The sequence below is a fragment of the Edaphobacillus lindanitolerans genome (assembly GCF_900156305.1).
In the GTDB taxonomy this organism is placed as follows: domain Bacteria; phylum Bacillota; class Bacilli; order Bacillales_A; family Planococcaceae; genus Bhargavaea; species Bhargavaea lindanitolerans.
Genome location: NZ_FTPL01000001.1, coordinates 369,248 through 386,626, shown reverse-complemented (window position 1 = coordinate 386,626; position 17,379 = coordinate 369,248). Strand labels below are relative to the sequence as shown.

Sequence of the window (17,379 nt, the reverse complement as noted above, 5' to 3'; positions counted from 1 at the left end):
GGAAAACTGAATCGACTTTGACATGTGTCAAAGGGGAGTAGCTATAGGGAAACCTATTTCATAATCGTCATTACATGGCTTCGGCCATCGGTTATGATAGTGCCGCCACTGTACAGTGGCGGCGCTTAGCAAGACCTTTGCCCGCTTTTTCGGGTAAGGGTCTTTTTGTTTTCCGCCATAAAGGAGGGAACTTGGAATTGGATACAATCTTGCTCGAATACGGCTGGGTGCTGCTCGTGCTCGTCGTGCTGGAAGGGCTTCTTGCAGCGGACAACGCCGTCGTCATGGCGGTCATGGTCAAGCATCTGCCGCCAGAGCGCCGGAAGAAAGCATTGTTCTATGGCCTGCTCGGTGCTTTTGTCTTCAGATTTGCGGCATTGTTCATGATCACCATCCTTGTGGACATCTGGCAGATCCAGGCCATCGGGGCCATCTACCTGCTGTTCATCTCGGCCAAAAACTTGTATGACATGAAAAAGCATAAAAGCGGCGGAGACGGGCATATCGAAAAACCGAAAAAAAAGTCCGGTTTCTGGATGACCGTCGTGAAAGTGGAACTTGCCGACATTGCCTTTGCCATCGACTCGATGCTGGCTGCGGTCGCCATCGCGGTGACGCTCCCTGAACTGGGTGATTTCCACGTCGGCGGCATCAACGGCGGACAGTTTGCTGTCATGTTCCTCGGCGGGGTGATCGGACTGATCATCATGCGTTTTGCTGCCACCTGGTTTGTCCGCCTGCTCGACAAGTATCCTGCATTGGAAGGGGCCGCGTTCGCAATCGTCGGATGGGTCGGAGTGAAGCTCGTCGTGCTGACTCTCGGACACGAAGACCTTGCCATCATCGACCCGGCATTCCCGCATTCAACGGTCTGGAAGACGATCTTCTGGTCGGTCCTCGTCCTGATCGCGGTCCTCGGGGTGCTGATCGGAATCCGGAACGACAAGAAAAAATCCGCATTCTGAACGCACGAAGCGGCAATGATGGGACAAATGGAGAACAAGAAATGTGAGAAAAGCGGCAGGGAGTGCACGATGCCTCCGATTGCCGCTTTTCTTTTGTGAAGAAATTCTTTAGAATGGGGGATATTCTTCATCATCGGTCCATCTTGAAAGGATCTGGAATGTCATGTCTTTCGTAGAACGCCTCAAAGTGAATAAAATGACGCCGGCGAGGGTGCTCGTCACTTATTATTTCATCGCCATCACCGTTTCAACAATTCTGCTGAACCTTCCGGGTGTGCATCTTCCAGGCGTAAAGATCGACTTCATGGACAGCCTGTTCACCGCGGTGAGCGCAGTGAGCGTCACGGGTCTGTCCGTCATTGATGTTGGTTCCACCTACACGACCTTCGGGCTGGTCATGTTCATGATCGTGCTCCACTTTGGCGGAATCGGTGTCATGTCGATCGGTACGTTTTTCTGGCTCATCGTCCGGCGGAGAATCGGCTTGCGGGAGCGCCAGCTGATCATGGTCGATCAAAACCAGTATACGATGGCCGGCGCCGTCAAGATGATCCGGGAAATTATGCAGCTCATGATCCTGATCGAACTGATCGGCGGGAGCATCCTCACCCTGTACTTCACGAAATACTACGACTCATTCGGTGATGCATTGCTCAACGGAATGTTTCATGCCGTGACATCGACGACCAACGCAGGCTTCACGATCCAGCCGTCGTCGCTTTCGTTTTTCTTCAACGACTATTTCGTCCAGCTGATCACGATGGCATTGATCGTCCTCGGGGCCATCGGCTTTCCTGTCCTCATTGAGGTGAAGCGTTTCTTGTCGAGCAAGGAGCCGGGATTCAAGTTCTCGCTTTTCACGAAAATCACCACTTCCACTTTCGGACTTCTGATGCTCGGCGGGACGGTCGTGATCCTGCTGCTGGAATCCTTCCACGCATTCAAAGGGATGGCCTGGCATGAGGCGTTGTTCGCAGCGCTTTTCCATTCGGTTTCCGCACGGTCGGCCGGCCTGACGACGATCGACGTCACCCAGTTCAGCGAAGCAACGGATATTTTCATCAGCGCCCTCATGTTCATCGGTGCCTCACCGAGTTCCGTCGGGGGCGGGATCCGGACGACGACATTTGCAATCGCCGTCCTGTTCCTCATCAACTTCGCCAGAGGCAAGAGCGTGATCCAGATATTCGGGAGGGAAATCGAACAGATCGATATTTTCCGGTCTTATGCCGTGATCCTCATCGCCATCCTGATGGTGGTGGCTGCCACGATGATCATGACAATCACCGAAGGCGGAGTATCTGCCACCGCTCTCCTGTTTGAGATCACTTCCGCGTTCGGTACATGCGGAATGTCGCTCGGGATCACAGCCGATCTGAGCGGCATCGGAAAGGTGATCCTCATGTTCCTCATGTTTGTCGGGAGAGTAGGGCTAATTTCCTTCCTCTTCACGCTCGGCGGAAAGCCGAAAAAGTTGAACTTCCACTATCCGAAGGAACGCGTCATCATCGGTTGACCGTTTGAAAAATTTTAAATCACGGCAGGTCCATCCAGCTCAGATGGTCCCTGCCGTTTTTTATATCCCAAAAGGGCCAGATGGATTTTTGTCGGGTGGGCCAATCCGGCAGAAGAAGGACCCGAGTCGTGCAAAAAATTTTTTTTAGGGCTTGAAACTGCGCCGCTTAAAGGATACTCGGATTTGGAAGGAAAATACCATCTTGACCTTCTGTCGGGAAAATGAGTAAATGGTCTTATATAAAGAAGCATACAAACATGAAACAATCATAATTATCGGATAACTAGTCTTGTTATATCTATCGTTTGCCCCCAGCATGTTCAACCGACCAAATTCATAGGATGAATAAAAAGTAAGAAGGGCCGGTGTGAAAGTTGCCTTTTAAATCTATGATGGAAACTTTTGAGTTCCTGTTTGAGGATACCGACGATGCCATTATGATGGTCAAGCAGGACAGCCTGTGCCTGCGGGCCAACTCCGCGGCGAAATCTCTTTTTGGCATTTCTCCCGGTGAAAGGATGGACATGCTGCTGCCGCTTTCGGAACATCAGTTATGGATGCAGTTTCTTAACTCGATCAAACCGGGAAAGAAAGTCACGTCCCTCTTCAATCTGAGGCTCGTGGAGGGAGGGGCGGTCACGGGGCTTGAAGCGACCGGCTCTTTCTTCCGCCAGAACAGTTCGGTGATCGTCAGATTCAGGCCGGCGAACAGAAGCCGTTCCGGCCAGACGGACTTCAATCCCCATCATTACTCCGGCATATTCCGGCATGCTCTGAATTGCTTCGTCCTGTTTGACCGCGCCGGGATTATCAGGGATGCCAACAATCGTACCGGCTTTTTCTTCGAAAGGCCGCCCGAGAGCATCATCGGACTGAAGGTGCTGGAGCTGCGCAGTCTTTTTCATGATGCCGACAATGATTATGAACGGATGTCGGAAATGATGAAATTGGAAGGCAAGGCGGAGACGAAATGCACCTATCTCGCTGAGGACGGATCCGAAAGGCATTATCACATCTATACGATTTTTGACGAAGACTCGGATCTGTATGTCATGACAATCCGGGACGACACGGAAAAGGTGGAGCTCAAATACCAGATGGAGCGGAGGGAGAACCTGTCCGCCCTCGGCCAGCTGGCTGCGAGCATCGCCCATGAAATGAAAAACGGAATGACGTCCATCCGGGGATTTACAGAACTGATCAAAATCTCTGCAGACGAGACAACGATGAGCTACATCGACGTCATCGACAGCGAGATGGGCAGGATGGAGGCGCTGATGAGGGAATTCCTGCTGCTCTCAAAGCCGACCAGCAAGGAACAGTTGCCGTTCCCGCTGTTCCGGACAATCTGCGAAGTGGCCACCATCATGGGTCCGCAATGCATGCAGCGGGGCATGACCATCTTCAAGGAAAATCATACCGACAAGGAAGTGACGGTCGTCGGCAATCCGCAGCGGATGAAGCAGTCGCTCATCAACCTGGTCAAAAACGCCGTAGAAGCATCCGAAAGAGGAACCCGGCTCATGCTGTCCATAGAGAACTATGATGACGGGCACGTCCTGCTGGCAGTGACCGACGAAGGAAAAGGGATGACCGAGCTTCAGCTCAAGCAAGTGTTCATGCCATTCTTTACGACAAAGCGCGAAGGGACAGGCCTGGGTCTTCCGTTCGCCCTTGAAACGGCAGAGCTGATGGGCGGCCATCTGTTCGCCAAATCGGTCCCGAACAAAGGGACGAGGATCGAAATGCTTCTGCCGGTCGCATCCGCAGAAGTGGAGGGGATTCCGGCCAAGGTGGGCAAAGTGATCTGATGGCATCCTGTTTTGACAGCTTCACTTTCCCCGCTCTATAATGGATAGCAGTGTTCCTGTAGAATAGGACAGGGGATGAGAAGATGGAACAGACAGGCAGCGGCCTATCATTGAAGTTATTCATTGTTCTTTCGAGGGCTCACAAAGTGATTTCCGAGCAGGCGAACCGTCTGTTTGCCGAGCATGGCCTCAATCCGACCGAGTTCGCGGTACTTGAACTCATTTATCATAAGGGCCGGCAGCCAATCCAGAAAGTCGGCGGGAAGATCCTCCTTGCTAGCGGTTCGATGACGTATGTCATTGACAAGCTGGAGCGCAGGGGGTTCTTGAGCCGGACTGTCTGTGATACGGACCGCCGGGTTACATTTGTGGACATCACGGAGGAAGGCCGGCGGCTCATGGCGGAAATTTTCCCGTTGCACGAGCGGAATCTTCACGAACTCATGTCTGCGCTCGATGATGATGAGAAGAGGACTGCGATCGAACTCATGAAAAAGCTCGGCCTCTCGATAAAGGACCTTTCAAGCTGAATGCAAAAAAGACCGGTTTCCCGGTCTTTTTTGCTTGTTATTTTTTCGGGCCGACTGTTGCACCCATCGACAGGAATGCATCGGCCAATCCGCCTTCCGGCCCTTCAAACACTGTGAGCCGGACGATTTTTCCGGAAGCGGCGAAAACCGCGCCCGTCGTGAGGCCTTCATCCGTCTTGGCCTGCTTCACGACCAGTTCATCGATGGACGGATCCCCCGCGAGTCCATAGTTTCCGGCCGCATCTTCGGGATCCGAACCCTGACCCGCCAGCATCTCTTCCATCCCGGAGACTGTCTTCGCATAATCGGCTCCGTCTTCGTCAAACACTTCAATGCGCATGAAGTTCGCGTCATCTTCAGTATAATAGAGCGAGTCCTTGCCCGGCTCCTCGGAAGTGAGTTCGAAGCCGTCAAGCACATAAATGGAATAGTCCTGTGCATCGCTGTCTGTGAGGGCGGCCTTTCCGGATTTTTGGCTGCCGTCTTTCTCGTACGTCAGCTCACGGTCCGGCCCACGCTCTTCGGAACCGTCCGCTTCCTGCCCATCGGCCGACCCGCTGTCTTCTTCACTGCTGCCGTCTGTTTCCTCATCCGCAGTACCTGCTGCTCCGTCTCCCGTGGCCGTTTCCCCGGCATCCGGCGAATCGGCAGCATCGCTGCCGTCCTTGTCGGCGGTGTTGCAGGCAGCCAGCATCATTGCGGCCATGAGAGAAAGGGTAAGGATCTTCCATTTTGCATTCAAATCTGATCTCCTCCTTCACAATAAGTAGACGGCGGGCTGCCATGTTTGTTTCAGGCAGTCAAAAAGGATTTTCACTCCCGGCCGTCGAATCCTACTCGAAATAACGGACAAGGAGTGGATTCAATCATTGCTGCCATAAAGGATCTTATAGCGTTTATGGTTGACGACGGTCTTTTCTTCTATCTCCAACTCATCGAAGTTTTCCATAAATGTCAGGTCCACGATGACCGAGTTTTCATTGACCTTCTCTACGATTCCCTGAAGGCCGTCCCTGAATTCGATGATATTTCCTACTTCGGCGATTTTCATACATCCAGCCCCTTCCGGTTGATTAACTAACAGTTTGCCTTATATTCTCTTGATAGTAAAGAATTTTCCCCGGGTTCTTTCAAGACATGCAGACGGCGGGGGGAGAGGGGATTTCAGATGGAGTTTTCTCTTTTGCAGCAAATTGAACAGGTCAGAATCCGGATGATCGAAAATGCCCGGATCCGCGGCCTGGACGATGGGGAGACGATCCGGCTCAGCACGCGGCTCGACAGGCTCATGAACCTGTACGACGGCCTGAAAAACGGCCGGCGTCCGGTCCTCCGCCGCAGGCGGCAGCCGGTCCATTCACAAAATCCGATTGGCTCATCTGCGGGCAGTCCCGGCAGGTTAGGAAAAAATTTGTGATTATTTATGATTGTGAATGTTTAAAGCGTCCAAAATGTGGTTATAGTACCACTGAACACAGCAACATTCTCATTTCCCCCTTTATTTGGCGGCATCCTCAGCGATGCCGTCCTTTTTTTATTGCAAGGAAACGGATCGTGGTCCTTTGGGCGGGTTCGCGCAAGAATGTTCTTTGGTACAATAATTGCATCAACCGTATCAAAGTGACTGGAGGAGCGGAAATGGACAGAAAACGAATCGGGTTCATCGGCACAGGGGTAATGGGGACAAGCATCGTGCGGCATTTTCTTCGTGCCGGACATGAAGTGACGGTGTATACCCGGACGAAATCGAAGGCGGAGCAGCTGATTGGGGAAGGGGCTCATTGGGCGGCCAGCCCGGCAGAAGCTGCGGCGGCTGCGGAAGCCGTCATGACGATGGTCGGGTATCCGGCCGACGTGGAAGAAGTGTATTTCGGGGGACAAGGGGTCTTCTCGGCAATCCGTCCGGGGACCGTTGTCGCAGATATGACGACTTCCTCGCCGCAGCTGGCGATCCGGATTGCAGAAGAAGCGGAAAAGCTCGGCTGCCGCTCGGTGGATGCACCGGTATCCGGCGGAGACGTCGGTGCACGTAACGGGACCTTGTCCATCATGTGCGGAGGATCTGCCGAGGCTTTTCTGCAATTGGAACCGTTCTTCAAATTGGTCGGATCAAATATCATCCACCACGGGCCGGCAGGTTCCGGACAGCATGTGAAGATGTCCAATCAGGTCGCCATCGCGACCAACATGATCGGTGTCTGTGAAGCATTGGCATATGCCATAAAGGCCGGCCTTGATCCCGAGCGTGTGCTCAAATCGATTGCCACCGGAGCCGCGGGTTCATGGTCACTCAGCAATCTTGCACCCCGCATGCTTGAAGGGGATTTTGCACCGGGCTTCTACGTGAAGCATTTCCTCAAGGATCTCCGGATTGTGCTCGAAGAGGCACGGGTGATGGAACTCGAACTGCCGGGCGTGAAATTGGCGGAACAGATGTACGCGGAATTATCCGGAAAAGGATTCGGTGATGACGGGACCCAGGCCCTTTACAAGCTGTATATTTGATCACTTGAGCGGTCCGAACCAGGACCGGTGACCGGAGGCTGTGCCCCTCCGGTCTTTTTTGGGCACACCCCTGCGAGGCGAGGGTGTTGCCGGGGATTCCGGCTGATCACTGTTTTCTTTCAGACCGGTATAATCGGACAGCAGCTGCTTTGCCGCCCTGAGGCTGACGGATGCTTTGGGATTCCGGATCTCCAGGTTCTGATCCCCGAGATGGGGCAGTGTCTGAAAGTCTTCTTTCGTTGCAGGCAGGTGAAACAAAAATTCGCCGCAAGTGATCAGGACGGCAGATTGCTGTCGGCTGAAGCTCGGGTTCCGGACGAAATGGAGCCCGGTTTTTTCTGCCAGGCCTTCAAAAATCATTTTCTCCAGGGCCGCTTTTTTCAGGCTGTACAAATAACGGTTGTCCGGCGCTGTTTTGGCATGGCGGTTGACCGTGTGCACGGCCTCCGCAAGACGGACGGAATTCGGGGATGGCTTCATCGGCTCTCCTCCTGCCATTGGAATTGACGACATTTTATCATGATTGGTTCACGGACGGAAAAAATACAGACGAATGAGACAAACGTTCCCGGGCATACTTTGAAAAAGAATGCTGGAGGGTAAGCAATGGAAATTTGGCTCTGGCCGCTGATCGGGATCATCCTGCTGATTGCGGCAATCGGAATTGCCATGAGCAGAAAAATGGACGGGATGATTCCTGAAAACGGGCGGGATGAAATTCCTGCGGAAGTCAGGGATCACCCGTTCAAGTTCAATCCGCTGCTCATCGTCATCGGCATTTCTGTCGTGTTTGTCGGAATCGTCATCTTCTATTATGCGTTCATTTGGTAACCGCCGGGCACTGCCGGCGGTTTTTTGATTAAAAAATCTTCTCCTGAGGAGGTGCCTGTTAAGGTGTGGGAACAGCATCAACAAGGGTAAAGGTTCCATAGTCCGGTCCCGTCACAGCGGACGGGAACAATGCGAGAAAGGCCGGCCCGATTCCGCTTTTCTGCGAGCGGCCCGCCATGCGCTTATGGTATGATGGAAATACAGGGATTCCTGGAAATGAAGGTTTGACAAAAGGGGACGGATTATATGATTTCCGTAAACAGCACAGATTTCCTGCATGACACGATCAGGAACCATATCATCTCTTCCGAAAAGGTGGCACATGTCCAGGTCGGCAACAATGCGGAACATGCGCTGCTCGTTCTCACAAAGACGGGCTATTCCTCGATTCCGGTGCTTGATCCTCAGTACCGGCTAAAGGGCCTGCTCAGCATGGGCATGATCACGGAAGCGATACTGGGGCTTGAGCGCATCGAGTATGAGCGGCTTTCAGATATGAAGGTCGATGAGCTGATGCAGACTGATATTCCGGTCGTCGGGATTGATACGGAATTCAGGAGGGTGTTCGATCTGCTCATCAATCATCCATTCCTCTGTGTGGAAGATGAGGAAGGAATGTTCGCCGGCATCATGACCCGCCGGGTTCTTATGAAAAAATTAAAGAAAGCGGTCTATACGATGCCGCGTTAAGCATTCAGCCAAAAGGTCTCGTTTTTCGGGGCCTTTTTTTCGGTTTCCGTATAATAGACAGCAGCAAATCCGGTAATGGAGGAATGTCACATGAACATCAACGAATTCACCATCATCAAAACGCTCGCCGCCGAAGGGAACATGAGAAAGGCATCCGACCGGCTGTTCATTTCCCAGCCGGCACTGTCCCAGCGCCTCCGCTCCATTGAAAAGGAATGGGGGGTCCAGCTGTTCATCCGATCGCCCAAAGGCCTCACGCCCACGCCCGCAGGTGAGCGGGTGATCCAGTTTTCCAGGGAAACGCTCGCCCGCTATGAGGAAGTGACCGAAACACTGCAGACAATGGCGAACAAGGTGCACGGCACGCTCAAGATCGCCTGTGCATCCATCGTGGGACAGACCTGGCTGCCGGAAGTCCTAAAGGAGTTCATCACCGAACATCCGGATGTCAAGGTGTCGCTAATGACCGGGTGGAGCTCTGAAATCGTCCGGGCTCTCCATGATGGAGAATCCCATATCGGGATTGTGCGCGGGCACTCGGACTGGAAAGGTTCTAAAATCCACCTTTTCCGCGACCATCTGTTTCTGGTGGACCGGGTGATCCGGTCTGTTGAAGAGATCCAGGAGACAGACCGGCCGTTCATTCAGTTCAAGAGCGACTCGGACTATTACGAAGAGATCCGGGAATGGTGGCAGCGTCATTTCTCATCCAATCCGAAGAGGCAGATCACAGTCGATCAGATTGAGACTTGCCGTCAGCTCGCTCTGAACGGGATCGGATATGCCATCCTTCCCTCCATCACGTTGACGGATGTTGACTCGGTCAATAAAATCCCGCTGACGGACAGCGACGACCGGTTCGAACTGTCGAGGGACACCTGGCTGATCGGCTACGAACCTGCATTTTCACTGCCGCAGGTGGATGCCTTCCGGCGGATTGCCCTGCAGCACGCGAAAAAAGTTATTTGAACGTTCGGGGAACCAAAGTTTGCCGGCCGCGTAATAATGCATAGGTGCAGGAAACCTAAACAGGAAGGGAAGGGATGGCATGGGGAAACGGGCGATCGGACTGGCAGCCGTCACAGGCGCGCTGCTGCTGTGGGCAGCTCCGGCAATGGCGGCTCCGGCGCTTGAAGTTAAGGCGACCGGCGGCCTGGAGGGCAAGGCGAAAGAGGGGGCCGGTTTTCCGCTGATCCTCGAGATCCATAACAGCGGTGACCCGTTTTCAGGTGATCTGATCCTGGATTTCCCGGGCGGCTATGAAACGGGGACAGCCGAAGCCGTTCCGGTTGAAGTCGGCAGCGGAGAAACCGCAGTGATCCGCACAGAAATTGACCAAGCGGATTCTTACTCCCTTCAGGAGCAGGAGTTCCGTTTTTTTGAAGGGGGTTGGGAACGGGGCAACGAACTTCCATACAAAGGCGATCATTATCCGAAACTGAACTTTTATTTCGAAGATGCCCAATTTCTCGTTGCGCTGACCAAGAGCAGTGACCGGCTGAGCGCACTAAAGGATGTGGGCATCGGTTCCCCTTCCGAGAAAGTGTTTCTCCTGCCTCTCGGCGATCCAGGGTTCACGCCGCCGGGGGAAAAGACGGGCTGGGATTCGGCAGACATCATCTTGCTGGACGAATCCGTATTGGCCGGATTTACATCCGGTGAACAGAAGGCGCTTGCCGGCTGGGTGGAAGAAGGCGGTGTGCTGGTGATCGGCGCAACCGATGACCTGTCGGTGGAGAAGGAACTGTTTTCAGATCGCCTGCCCCTGGACGTCTCGGGAAGGCGGGATATTCCGGGCGACGCATTTTCCGGTCTTGTGCCGGAGGCGGTGTGGCCGGACTCCGTGCCGGGATTTGCCGCCAAGGCAGCACCGGGGGCGAGGAGCCTTGCAGGCTCCGACGGCCAAGATCTCGCGGCATGGCTCTCCTTCGGATCAGGAAAAATTGTCCAGACCGCCTTTTCCCTCGGTGACCGTCCGCTGTCCGGAACCGCCGGGTACCCGGTGCTCATGGACCGGCTGCTGGCAAATGTGCCGGTGAGTGCGTCCGGAGGGAACTGGATGTATGCGAGTCCGGATGCCGGGTTCTTCGATATCGGCAAATCGGTGACGGAACGGTTTGAGACCTTTGAAATTCCGTTCCCGGTCGTCCTGGGGATCATGGTCCTGTATATTGTGCTGATCGGGCCGGTGCTCTATCTGATTCTGAAGAAGCGCGACAGGCGGGAGCATGCCTGGTGGATCATTCCTGTTACATCCGTCGCCGTCTCAGCGGCTTTGTTTGCATACGGAGCGAAGGACCGGCTTTTCAGCCCGCAGCTCAGGCAGGCGGCACTGCTCATCGATGAAGGGACAGGCAGTCCGTCAGGAAAATATGTCGGCTCCGTACTTACCAACAAAGGGGGAGACGTTGTGGTCCACGTCCCGGACGGCCTGTCCCTGACTGCTTCGGGAACCCCGGACCCGTTCTTCGGAACGTCCGGGGACAGCCTGCGCCATGCGGTTTCGAAGCAGAGTGCGGACGGCACGAGGCTCGTGCTTCGGGACCTGCCGTTCTGGTCGGTCGGCACGGTCTACGGGGATGTCCGGCTTGAACAGAAAGGTTCTGTCGGCGCAGACCTTGTAACGGAGAACGGAGTACTGACGGGCACGATCACAAACGGCCTCGGATTCCGGCTGAAGGATGTCTCCGTCTGGAGCGGGGCGGAATTCATCCCGGTCGGTGATCTGGAAGCCGGAGAAAGCATGGAAGTGAAAATGAAGCTGCCGGGCGGGCAGCTGTTGCCGGCGATTTCAGCCGGTTCCGCCCAGTCCGGCGGTATGGCCGGAACCGCAAAAGGCTACGGGGAGAGCAGCGATCCCCGGGCAACGGGCATGGCGGAAGCCGCATCCCTCTATCTGGACGGTGCCCGGCCGGCAATCATCGGCAGGACGGATTCATCCGTCATCCCGCTTGAAATGAGCGGGAAGCCGAAACGGACGTCGGTGAGCATCATCGTCCGTCCGTTTGAGCCGGACGTCCGGCTGTCCGGGAACTTTACGGTTCCGGAAGCCATGCTTTCCACCACTCTCTATCCGGAGGAAGATCCAGGTCTTTACTATGAAGAAGGGCCGGAAAGGGAAATGTACATGGAGCCCGGATCCTACATTTTTGAGTCGAGGGTGCCCGAAGCATTCCGGTCGGCAGCCGGAACCTGGAAAGCGGTATCGGTCGAAGGGGGCCGGGGGATCGGTGACATCGAGATCCTGAATGTCCGAACGAACAGCTTCGAACCGGTCGCCGGCGGGAAGCCGGGTTCGGGGGAAGCAGAAAACTTCGTGTCGGATGACGGGACGATCACACTGAAATTCAGGAAGCTGCCGGACGCGGACATGGCGGAATTGCCGAAGATCAAGGTGGAAGGGGTGGCCGCACGATGATTGACATCAGAAAGCTGTCCAAGTCATACGGTTCGTTCCAAGCACTGCACGAGCTGGATCTGGAAATCCCGGAGGGGACGGTGTTCGGAGTGGTCGGGGCCAACGGAGCCGGAAAGTCCACGACATTCTCAATCCTGGCCACGCTGCTGCCGCCGTCATCGGGTGATGCGCTGATCGGCGGAGCCAGCGTCCGGGATTCGCCTGAGGAAGTGCGGAGAAAGGTCGGCTACATGCCTGACTTCTTCGGCGTGTATGATCAGCTGAAGACGGAAGAATATCTTGATTTTTATGCCGCCAGCTACGGAATCGCGCTGCATGGGCGGGGGGTGCTCATCGGGCAGCTGCTGGAACTCGTGAATCTCTCCGACAAACATGATGTGTATGTGGATTCACTGTCGAGGGGCATGAAACAAAGGCTTTGCCTCGCCCGCAGCCTCATCCATGACCCGCAGGTGCTCATCCTCGATGAACCGGCATCCGGTCTCGATCCCCGGGCGCGAGTGGAAATGCGCGGCATCATGAAGCGCCTGAAGGAAATGGACAAAACAGTCCTCATCTCTTCGCATATCCTTCCGGAACTCGCGGAAATGTGCGATGAAATCGGTGTGCTGGACAGGGGGCGGCTTGTAGCCCGGAATTCCGTCAGGGAAATCCATTCCAGGCTCAAGGGCGACCGAATGATTACCGTCAAGCTGAACGGCCCGTCGGATGAGGCCGTCCGGTTTTTCGAAAACCGGCCGTTTGTGGCCGGCATCGCGGCAGACCCGCAGGTCCGGGAAGTCCGGTTTTCATTCAGCGGCTCCGAGGAAGAGCAGGCGGAACTGCTGGCTTCCGCATCGGCGGAAAAGTTCGGGGTCCGGTCATTCTCGGAGGAGGAGACGGACCTGGAAGATGTCTTCATGGCCATCACGGAAGGGGGGAGCGGACAATGAACACCAAGTTTTCAAATCCTGTCCTGATGAAGGAGATCAAGCTCCGTTTCAGATCCCCGAAAAGCTTTGTCGGCATCCTTTTCTACCTTGCGGCGATGAGCCTGTTCGTGTTCGGGTTCCTCTACCTCATGACGACGCTGGATGCCCCGGGTACCGGGGGCGGCTTCCTGAACACGGAAGAAAGCTTCATCCTGTTCACGATCCTCACCTATATCCAGCTTGCGCTCGTGCTCTTCATCACACCGGGCCTCACGGCGGGCTCCATCAGCTCCGAACGGGAAAAGCAGACGCTCAACATGCTGTTGACGACCACCCAGACCTCTTATCAGATCATCCTGGGCAAGCTGCTGTCGTCCATTGCCTTTCTTGCCCTGATGATTGTGTCAAGCCTGCCGATCTACAGCCTCGTTTTCCTTTTCGGAGGAATTTCGCCGGCCCAGCTCGCGCTCATGCTGTTTTATTTTCTGCTGACGACCCTTGCCATCGGAAGTGTGGGGGTCATGTTTTCGACGCTCATCCGCAAGACGGCCGTCGCGATGATCGCGACTTACGGCACCATGCTCGCATTGACGGCGGTCACAGGATTCCTTTCCGTATTTACCGCCTCGCTTGGCTTTGCGGGCTCCTCGGCCGGGCCGTCACCGATGGCCCACTTCTGGGCGTCGATCAACCCTGCAGTCGTCGTGGCGTCTCTGCTCTCGCCGGGTTCGGGAAACATTTTGTCCGACATGACGGGCATCGAGTTCCCGGTGTGGATCATCTATCTGATATTTTACACGTCGCTGATCATCCTTTCGGTGTTCATCGCAGTGAAGAAGCTCCGTGTAAATATGAAGGCGGGAAACTAAATTGAAAGGCGGAGCGGACAGCAGGAAGCAGCTTGACGGTGCCATCAGAAAAGCGCTTGCACGGATTCGGGCACAGTGGATGGCCAGACAGGCGCTGGGCGGAATGGCCTGGGGCATCTGGGCGGCCTCGGCCATGCTGCTGGCCAGCCGGTTTTTCGTACTACCTGGCTATGGCGCCTGGGCAGCGGCAGCGGCGGCAGCCGCTTTTGCGGCAAAGTTTGCCTTATCGGTGAACACCAGGCCGATGAGGAAGGAGGCGCTCCGGGCATTGGACCGGCATGTGCCTCACAATCTGATTTTGGCCGCAGGCTCCTTGCCGGGTAACGGGGGCACGCTGGAAGAGCAACTGATGCGTGAGGCCGCCGGACGGTCTGACCGGGCCCTTTCGGAATTCCGGAGGACGAAGGGCCGCTGGATGGAACGCCGCACCGCGGCATGGATCGGCTCCGGCTTCTGTGTTCTTTTCCTGCTTCAGCTGTCCCCGTCGCCCGCCCAGCAGGAGGCGAGGGAGGACGAGACGGAACGGGAGATCGTCTCGACCATGAAAAAGGAAGTCGAGAAGCTGCGGGGCCGTGCGGATGACGATCTCAGTGACCGGCTTGCCGACCTGGCCGCCGGTCTTGACCGTGCAACTGCTCCGGAAGAGGCAATCGGGGAGGCGGTCAAGCTTCAGCGGGAACTGAGTCTGCGGGATCGGCTTGGGGAAAAAGCTGGGGAGCGACCGTCGGACGGGGGGCATACCATCTCGGATGCAGAGGCTGCCGAAGCGCTCGCCAAGATTGCCGGCGATGCGGATGAGCAACTTGCCGGTCTTGGCCGGTCGGCGTCGGACAGCGGGATCGCAATCCGGCCGCCGGAAGAGGCAGCGGAGGCGGGCGATCATGGTGATGGAGAAACTGAACACGGGGATCAGGGCGGCCAGCCGCCACCTTCGTCGGGAAAGACCGGGGACGCGGGAGAACAGGGGCCGCAGGACGGCGCTTCTTCGGGAGATGGAGGCCAAGGATCCGGGGAGGGCAATGGTGAATCTGGAGACGGGAAAGGTCCGGGCGGCGGAGAGGGAGACGGCGAAGGAAAGGGTGAAGGGAACGGCGAAGGAAGCGGCGGGAACGGACGCGGACCGGATGAACCCGGAACCGGTACCGGTGCAGGCGGAATGGGATCCGGGAGCCGGGACTTTGTCAGTACGCCTCCGCCGGTTCTGGATGACCGTGCCCCGATTCCGGACACCGGTCCGGCCCCTCCCGGCGGTACCGGAAGGAAAGGCGCGGTGGCAGCGGAAAAGGGGTCCGTTCGGCCGTACGTTGAAGCGTTCGGCGAATACAGGGATGTCTACCTGAAAGACGCCGGACGGCTCGGGCTGCCGGAAGATCTGCAGAAAGTACTATCTGACTACTTCTCTTCCATGGAACGGAGAGAATAAGGGGGCGTTGCGGCAATGAATGAAGAGTACAAGGAGATGGGGCGGGCGATCGGAGAAGTGCGCGAGGAGGTCGGAAAGTTCATTGTCGGCCAGAAAGAGGCGGTGGACCTGATTCTGTTCTCGATCCTCGCCGGGGGACACGCCCTGCTGGAAGGCCTCCCCGGGCTCGGGAAGACGATGCTCGTGCGGACATTTTCGGAAGTGCTGGACCTCGGCTTTACAAGGATCCAGTTTACGCCGGATTTGATGCCGTCCGACATTACGGGCACGAGCATCATCGAACGCATGCCGGACGGAGGCCAGCGGTTTGTGTTCCGGGAAGGTCCCCTGTTCAGCGAGATGGTCCTTGCCGATGAGATCAACCGGGCGACGCCGAAGACGCAGAGTGCGCTGCTGGAGGCGATGGGCGAACGGACGGTCACCGTGCTTGGGGAAACGAGAAAAATGGCGGATCCGTTTTTTGTCCTCGCCACCCAAAACCCGATCGAGCTGGAGGGGACTTATCCGCTTCCGGAAGCCCAGCTCGACCGGTTTACGAGCAAAATCCTCGTCCCTTATCCGGACGCGGAAGAGATGAAGGAGATCATGAGGAGGACGACAGGAAAGAAACCGCCCATGCTGAAGAAAGTGCTGGATGCGGAAGGGGTCCGCAGGGCCCGGGAACTCGCCAGATCGGTCATCCTGCCGGAAGAGATGCTGGGCGCGGCGGTCCAGATCGTCATGGCCACCCGGCCGGACGAAGGGACCGTGCCGGAAATCGGGCGCTTCGTCCGCATCGGCAGCGGACCCCGGGGCCTTCAGAGCCTGATTGCCCTCGCCAAGTCGCGCGCCCTTGCGGAAGGAAGATTCCACGTCTCGATTGCCGATCTCCGGGCATCTGCCGCACCTGCACTCCGCCACCGGCTCATCCTCAGCTATGAAGGAGAAGCTTCGGAGATCTCGCCGGACGGGCTGATCGCCAAAATTCTGGAACGGGTCCTCTCCGGGGTGCGCTCATGAAGCCGGAGGAATTCTTCCCCCCCGAATGGATCGCCCGCCTGGGGAGAAGCCGTTTTGCCGCCGTCCACCGCTACAGGGGCATGAAGCATGGAACCGGTCTTTCCCGCAGAAGCGGCAGTTCTCCCGATTTTTCGGAGTACAGCGAGTATCATCCGGGTGATGACATCCGCAATATCGACTGGAATGTGTTCGCCAGGACCGAAAAGCTGTATATCCGCCGTTACCACGATGAGCGCGAGCTGCGGGTCTCCGTAATCCTGGACTCGACCCGGTCGATGTCCGGCGGCGGACGGTGGCTGTTCACAAGGAGGCTCTGTGTTGCACTCGGACTGATTTCCCTCTCTTCGGATGACCACTTTACCGCCGGAACCGCCGGCAGCGGCGCACTGCCCCTCTTCGGCGGGAAGGGTTCACGTCACCGGAATATGTTGCTCCGGAAGATGTCCGGACTGCCTGAGCCCCAGGGGCAGGGTTCCTTTGCAGGTGAGGCATGGGAACTTGCCGGCAGTCCTGCGACGATCCGGTTCCTCGTCACCGACGGCCTGGAGCCTGCGGACCGCCTACGCCCATTGTTCCTCCGTCTGCTTGCCGCAGGCGGAGAGACGAGGCTGATCCTCATCACGGGCGAGGAAGCCGCACGGCCGGCAACTCCGGGGGATTACCGGCTGCTCGATTCAGAATCCGGAAATGCGGTGGACGTGTCGCTTACACCGGCGGCAATCCGTTCATATGAAGAGCGCATGGACGGGCACCGGAAGGCACTGGCAGGCTACTGTGCAGATTTCGGCGTAAGGATGCTGGAGGCGGATCCGGCAAACGGAATTCCGGATTTCATTAATGTCCGGATGAGACGCGCAGGCTGGATTCATTGACGGTACGGCCACGCGGGAAAAAGACCGGACGGCGATCAG

General features: G+C 56.3%; 18 protein-coding genes and 1 riboswitch. Of the genes, 15 read left to right on the top strand and 3 right to left on the bottom strand.

The features are described from left to right. Positions 1 to 20 precede the first annotated feature (20 nt). Positions 21 to 193, top strand: a riboswitch (yybP-ykoY riboswitch). A gap of 4 nt (positions 194 to 197) precedes the next feature. The 4 genes from B0B07_RS01850 to B0B07_RS01835 all read left to right on the top strand — a co-directional run bounded on the left by B0B07_RS01850 (position 198) and on the right by B0B07_RS01835 (position 4,822). After that, positions 198 to 965: a TerC family protein gene (locus B0B07_RS01850; RefSeq protein ID WP_076756671.1), complete on the top strand. Its 768-nt coding sequence runs from the start codon at positions 198 to 200 to the stop codon at positions 963 to 965. A gap of 151 nt (positions 966 to 1,116) precedes the next feature. Beyond that, entirely contained in the window at positions 1,117 to 2,481 is a 1,365-nt protein-coding gene (locus B0B07_RS01845; RefSeq protein WP_268753114.1) for a TrkH family potassium uptake protein, read from the top strand. Between the two features lie 389 nt (positions 2,482 to 2,870). After that, entirely contained in the window at positions 2,871 to 4,292 is a 1,422-nt protein-coding gene (locus B0B07_RS01840; RefSeq protein WP_076756669.1) for a PAS domain-containing sensor histidine kinase, read from the top strand. Between the two features lie 83 nt (positions 4,293 to 4,375). Beyond that, on the top strand, positions 4,376 to 4,822 hold the full coding sequence (locus B0B07_RS01835; protein ID WP_076756668.1) for a MarR family winged helix-turn-helix transcriptional regulator: 447 nt from the start codon (positions 4,376 to 4,378) through the stop codon (positions 4,820 to 4,822). A gap of 37 nt (positions 4,823 to 4,859) precedes the next feature. Here B0B07_RS01835 and B0B07_RS01830 read toward each other — a convergent pair whose 3' ends face one another. Together B0B07_RS01830 and B0B07_RS01825 are read right to left on the bottom strand one after the other, a co-directional pair. Beyond that, positions 4,860 to 5,564 carry a hypothetical protein gene (locus tag B0B07_RS01830; protein WP_076756667.1) on the bottom strand — a complete coding sequence of 235 codons (705 nt, stop codon included), beginning with the start codon at positions 5,562 to 5,564 and terminating at the stop codon, positions 4,860 to 4,862. 120 nt (positions 5,565 to 5,684) lie between these two features. Further along, positions 5,685 to 5,873, bottom strand: coding sequence for a YkvS family protein (locus tag B0B07_RS01825; protein WP_076756666.1), 189 nt, complete (start codon positions 5,871 to 5,873; stop codon positions 5,685 to 5,687). Between the two features lie 132 nt (positions 5,874 to 6,005). On the opposite strand from B0B07_RS01825, the gene B0B07_RS01820 reads away from it, so the two are divergent. After that, positions 6,006 to 6,239: an aspartyl-phosphate phosphatase Spo0E family protein gene (locus B0B07_RS01820; protein ID WP_159438408.1), complete on the top strand. Its 234-nt coding sequence runs from the start codon at positions 6,006 to 6,008 to the stop codon at positions 6,237 to 6,239. 221 nt (positions 6,240 to 6,460) lie between these two features. Beyond that, positions 6,461 to 7,327, top strand: coding sequence for an NAD(P)-dependent oxidoreductase (locus B0B07_RS01815; RefSeq protein WP_076756664.1), 867 nt, complete (start codon positions 6,461 to 6,463; stop codon positions 7,325 to 7,327). On the opposite strand, the gene B0B07_RS01810 is transcribed toward B0B07_RS01815, so the two are convergent. Continuing rightward, positions 7,328 to 7,807, bottom strand: coding sequence for a YkyB family protein (locus B0B07_RS01810; protein WP_084186500.1), 480 nt, complete (start codon positions 7,805 to 7,807; stop codon positions 7,328 to 7,330). Between the two features lie 126 nt (positions 7,808 to 7,933). On the opposite strand from B0B07_RS01810, the gene B0B07_RS01805 reads away from it, so the two are divergent. From B0B07_RS01805 to B0B07_RS01765, 9 genes are all read left to right on the top strand, one after another. Further along, complete coding sequence (locus B0B07_RS01805) at positions 7,934 to 8,158, top strand: hypothetical protein (RefSeq protein WP_076756662.1); 225 nt, start codon at positions 7,934 to 7,936, stop codon at positions 8,156 to 8,158. Positions 8,159 to 8,404: 246 nt separating this feature from the next. Further along, positions 8,405 to 8,848: a cyclic-di-AMP-binding protein CbpB gene (gene cbpB, locus B0B07_RS01800; protein WP_076756661.1), complete on the top strand. Its 444-nt coding sequence runs from the start codon at positions 8,405 to 8,407 to the stop codon at positions 8,846 to 8,848. A gap of 90 nt (positions 8,849 to 8,938) precedes the next feature. Beyond that, positions 8,939 to 9,817 (top strand): LysR family transcriptional regulator, encoded by an 879-nt coding sequence (locus B0B07_RS01795; protein WP_076756660.1) that lies wholly within the window; start codon positions 8,939 to 8,941, stop codon positions 9,815 to 9,817. A gap of 79 nt (positions 9,818 to 9,896) precedes the next feature. Continuing rightward, on the top strand, positions 9,897 to 12,266 hold the full coding sequence (locus tag B0B07_RS01790) for a hypothetical protein (protein ID WP_076756659.1): 2,370 nt from the start codon (positions 9,897 to 9,899) through the stop codon (positions 12,264 to 12,266). Then, entirely contained in the window at positions 12,263 to 13,198 is a 936-nt protein-coding gene (locus B0B07_RS01785) for an ABC transporter ATP-binding protein (RefSeq protein WP_076756658.1), read from the top strand. The genes B0B07_RS01790 and B0B07_RS01785 overlap by 4 nt, the downstream gene beginning before the upstream one ends. Then, positions 13,195 to 14,046 carry an ABC transporter permease gene (locus B0B07_RS01780; RefSeq protein WP_076756657.1) on the top strand — a complete coding sequence of 284 codons (852 nt, stop codon included), beginning with the start codon at positions 13,195 to 13,197 and terminating at the stop codon, positions 14,044 to 14,046. The genes B0B07_RS01785 and B0B07_RS01780 overlap by 4 nt, the downstream gene beginning before the upstream one ends. Before the next feature lies 1 nt (position 14,047). Continuing rightward, positions 14,048 to 15,469, top strand: coding sequence for a hypothetical protein (locus tag B0B07_RS15090; RefSeq protein ID WP_076756656.1), 1,422 nt, complete (start codon positions 14,048 to 14,050; stop codon positions 15,467 to 15,469). Between the two features lie 15 nt (positions 15,470 to 15,484). Further along, positions 15,485 to 16,468, top strand: a complete 984-nt coding sequence (locus B0B07_RS01770) for an AAA family ATPase (RefSeq protein WP_076756655.1) — start codon at positions 15,485 to 15,487, stop codon at positions 16,466 to 16,468. After that, positions 16,465 to 17,340 carry a DUF58 domain-containing protein gene (locus tag B0B07_RS01765; RefSeq protein ID WP_076756654.1) on the top strand — a complete coding sequence of 292 codons (876 nt, stop codon included), beginning with the start codon at positions 16,465 to 16,467 and terminating at the stop codon, positions 17,338 to 17,340. The genes B0B07_RS01770 and B0B07_RS01765 overlap by 4 nt, the downstream gene beginning before the upstream one ends. Positions 17,341 to 17,379: the final 39 nt, after the last annotated feature.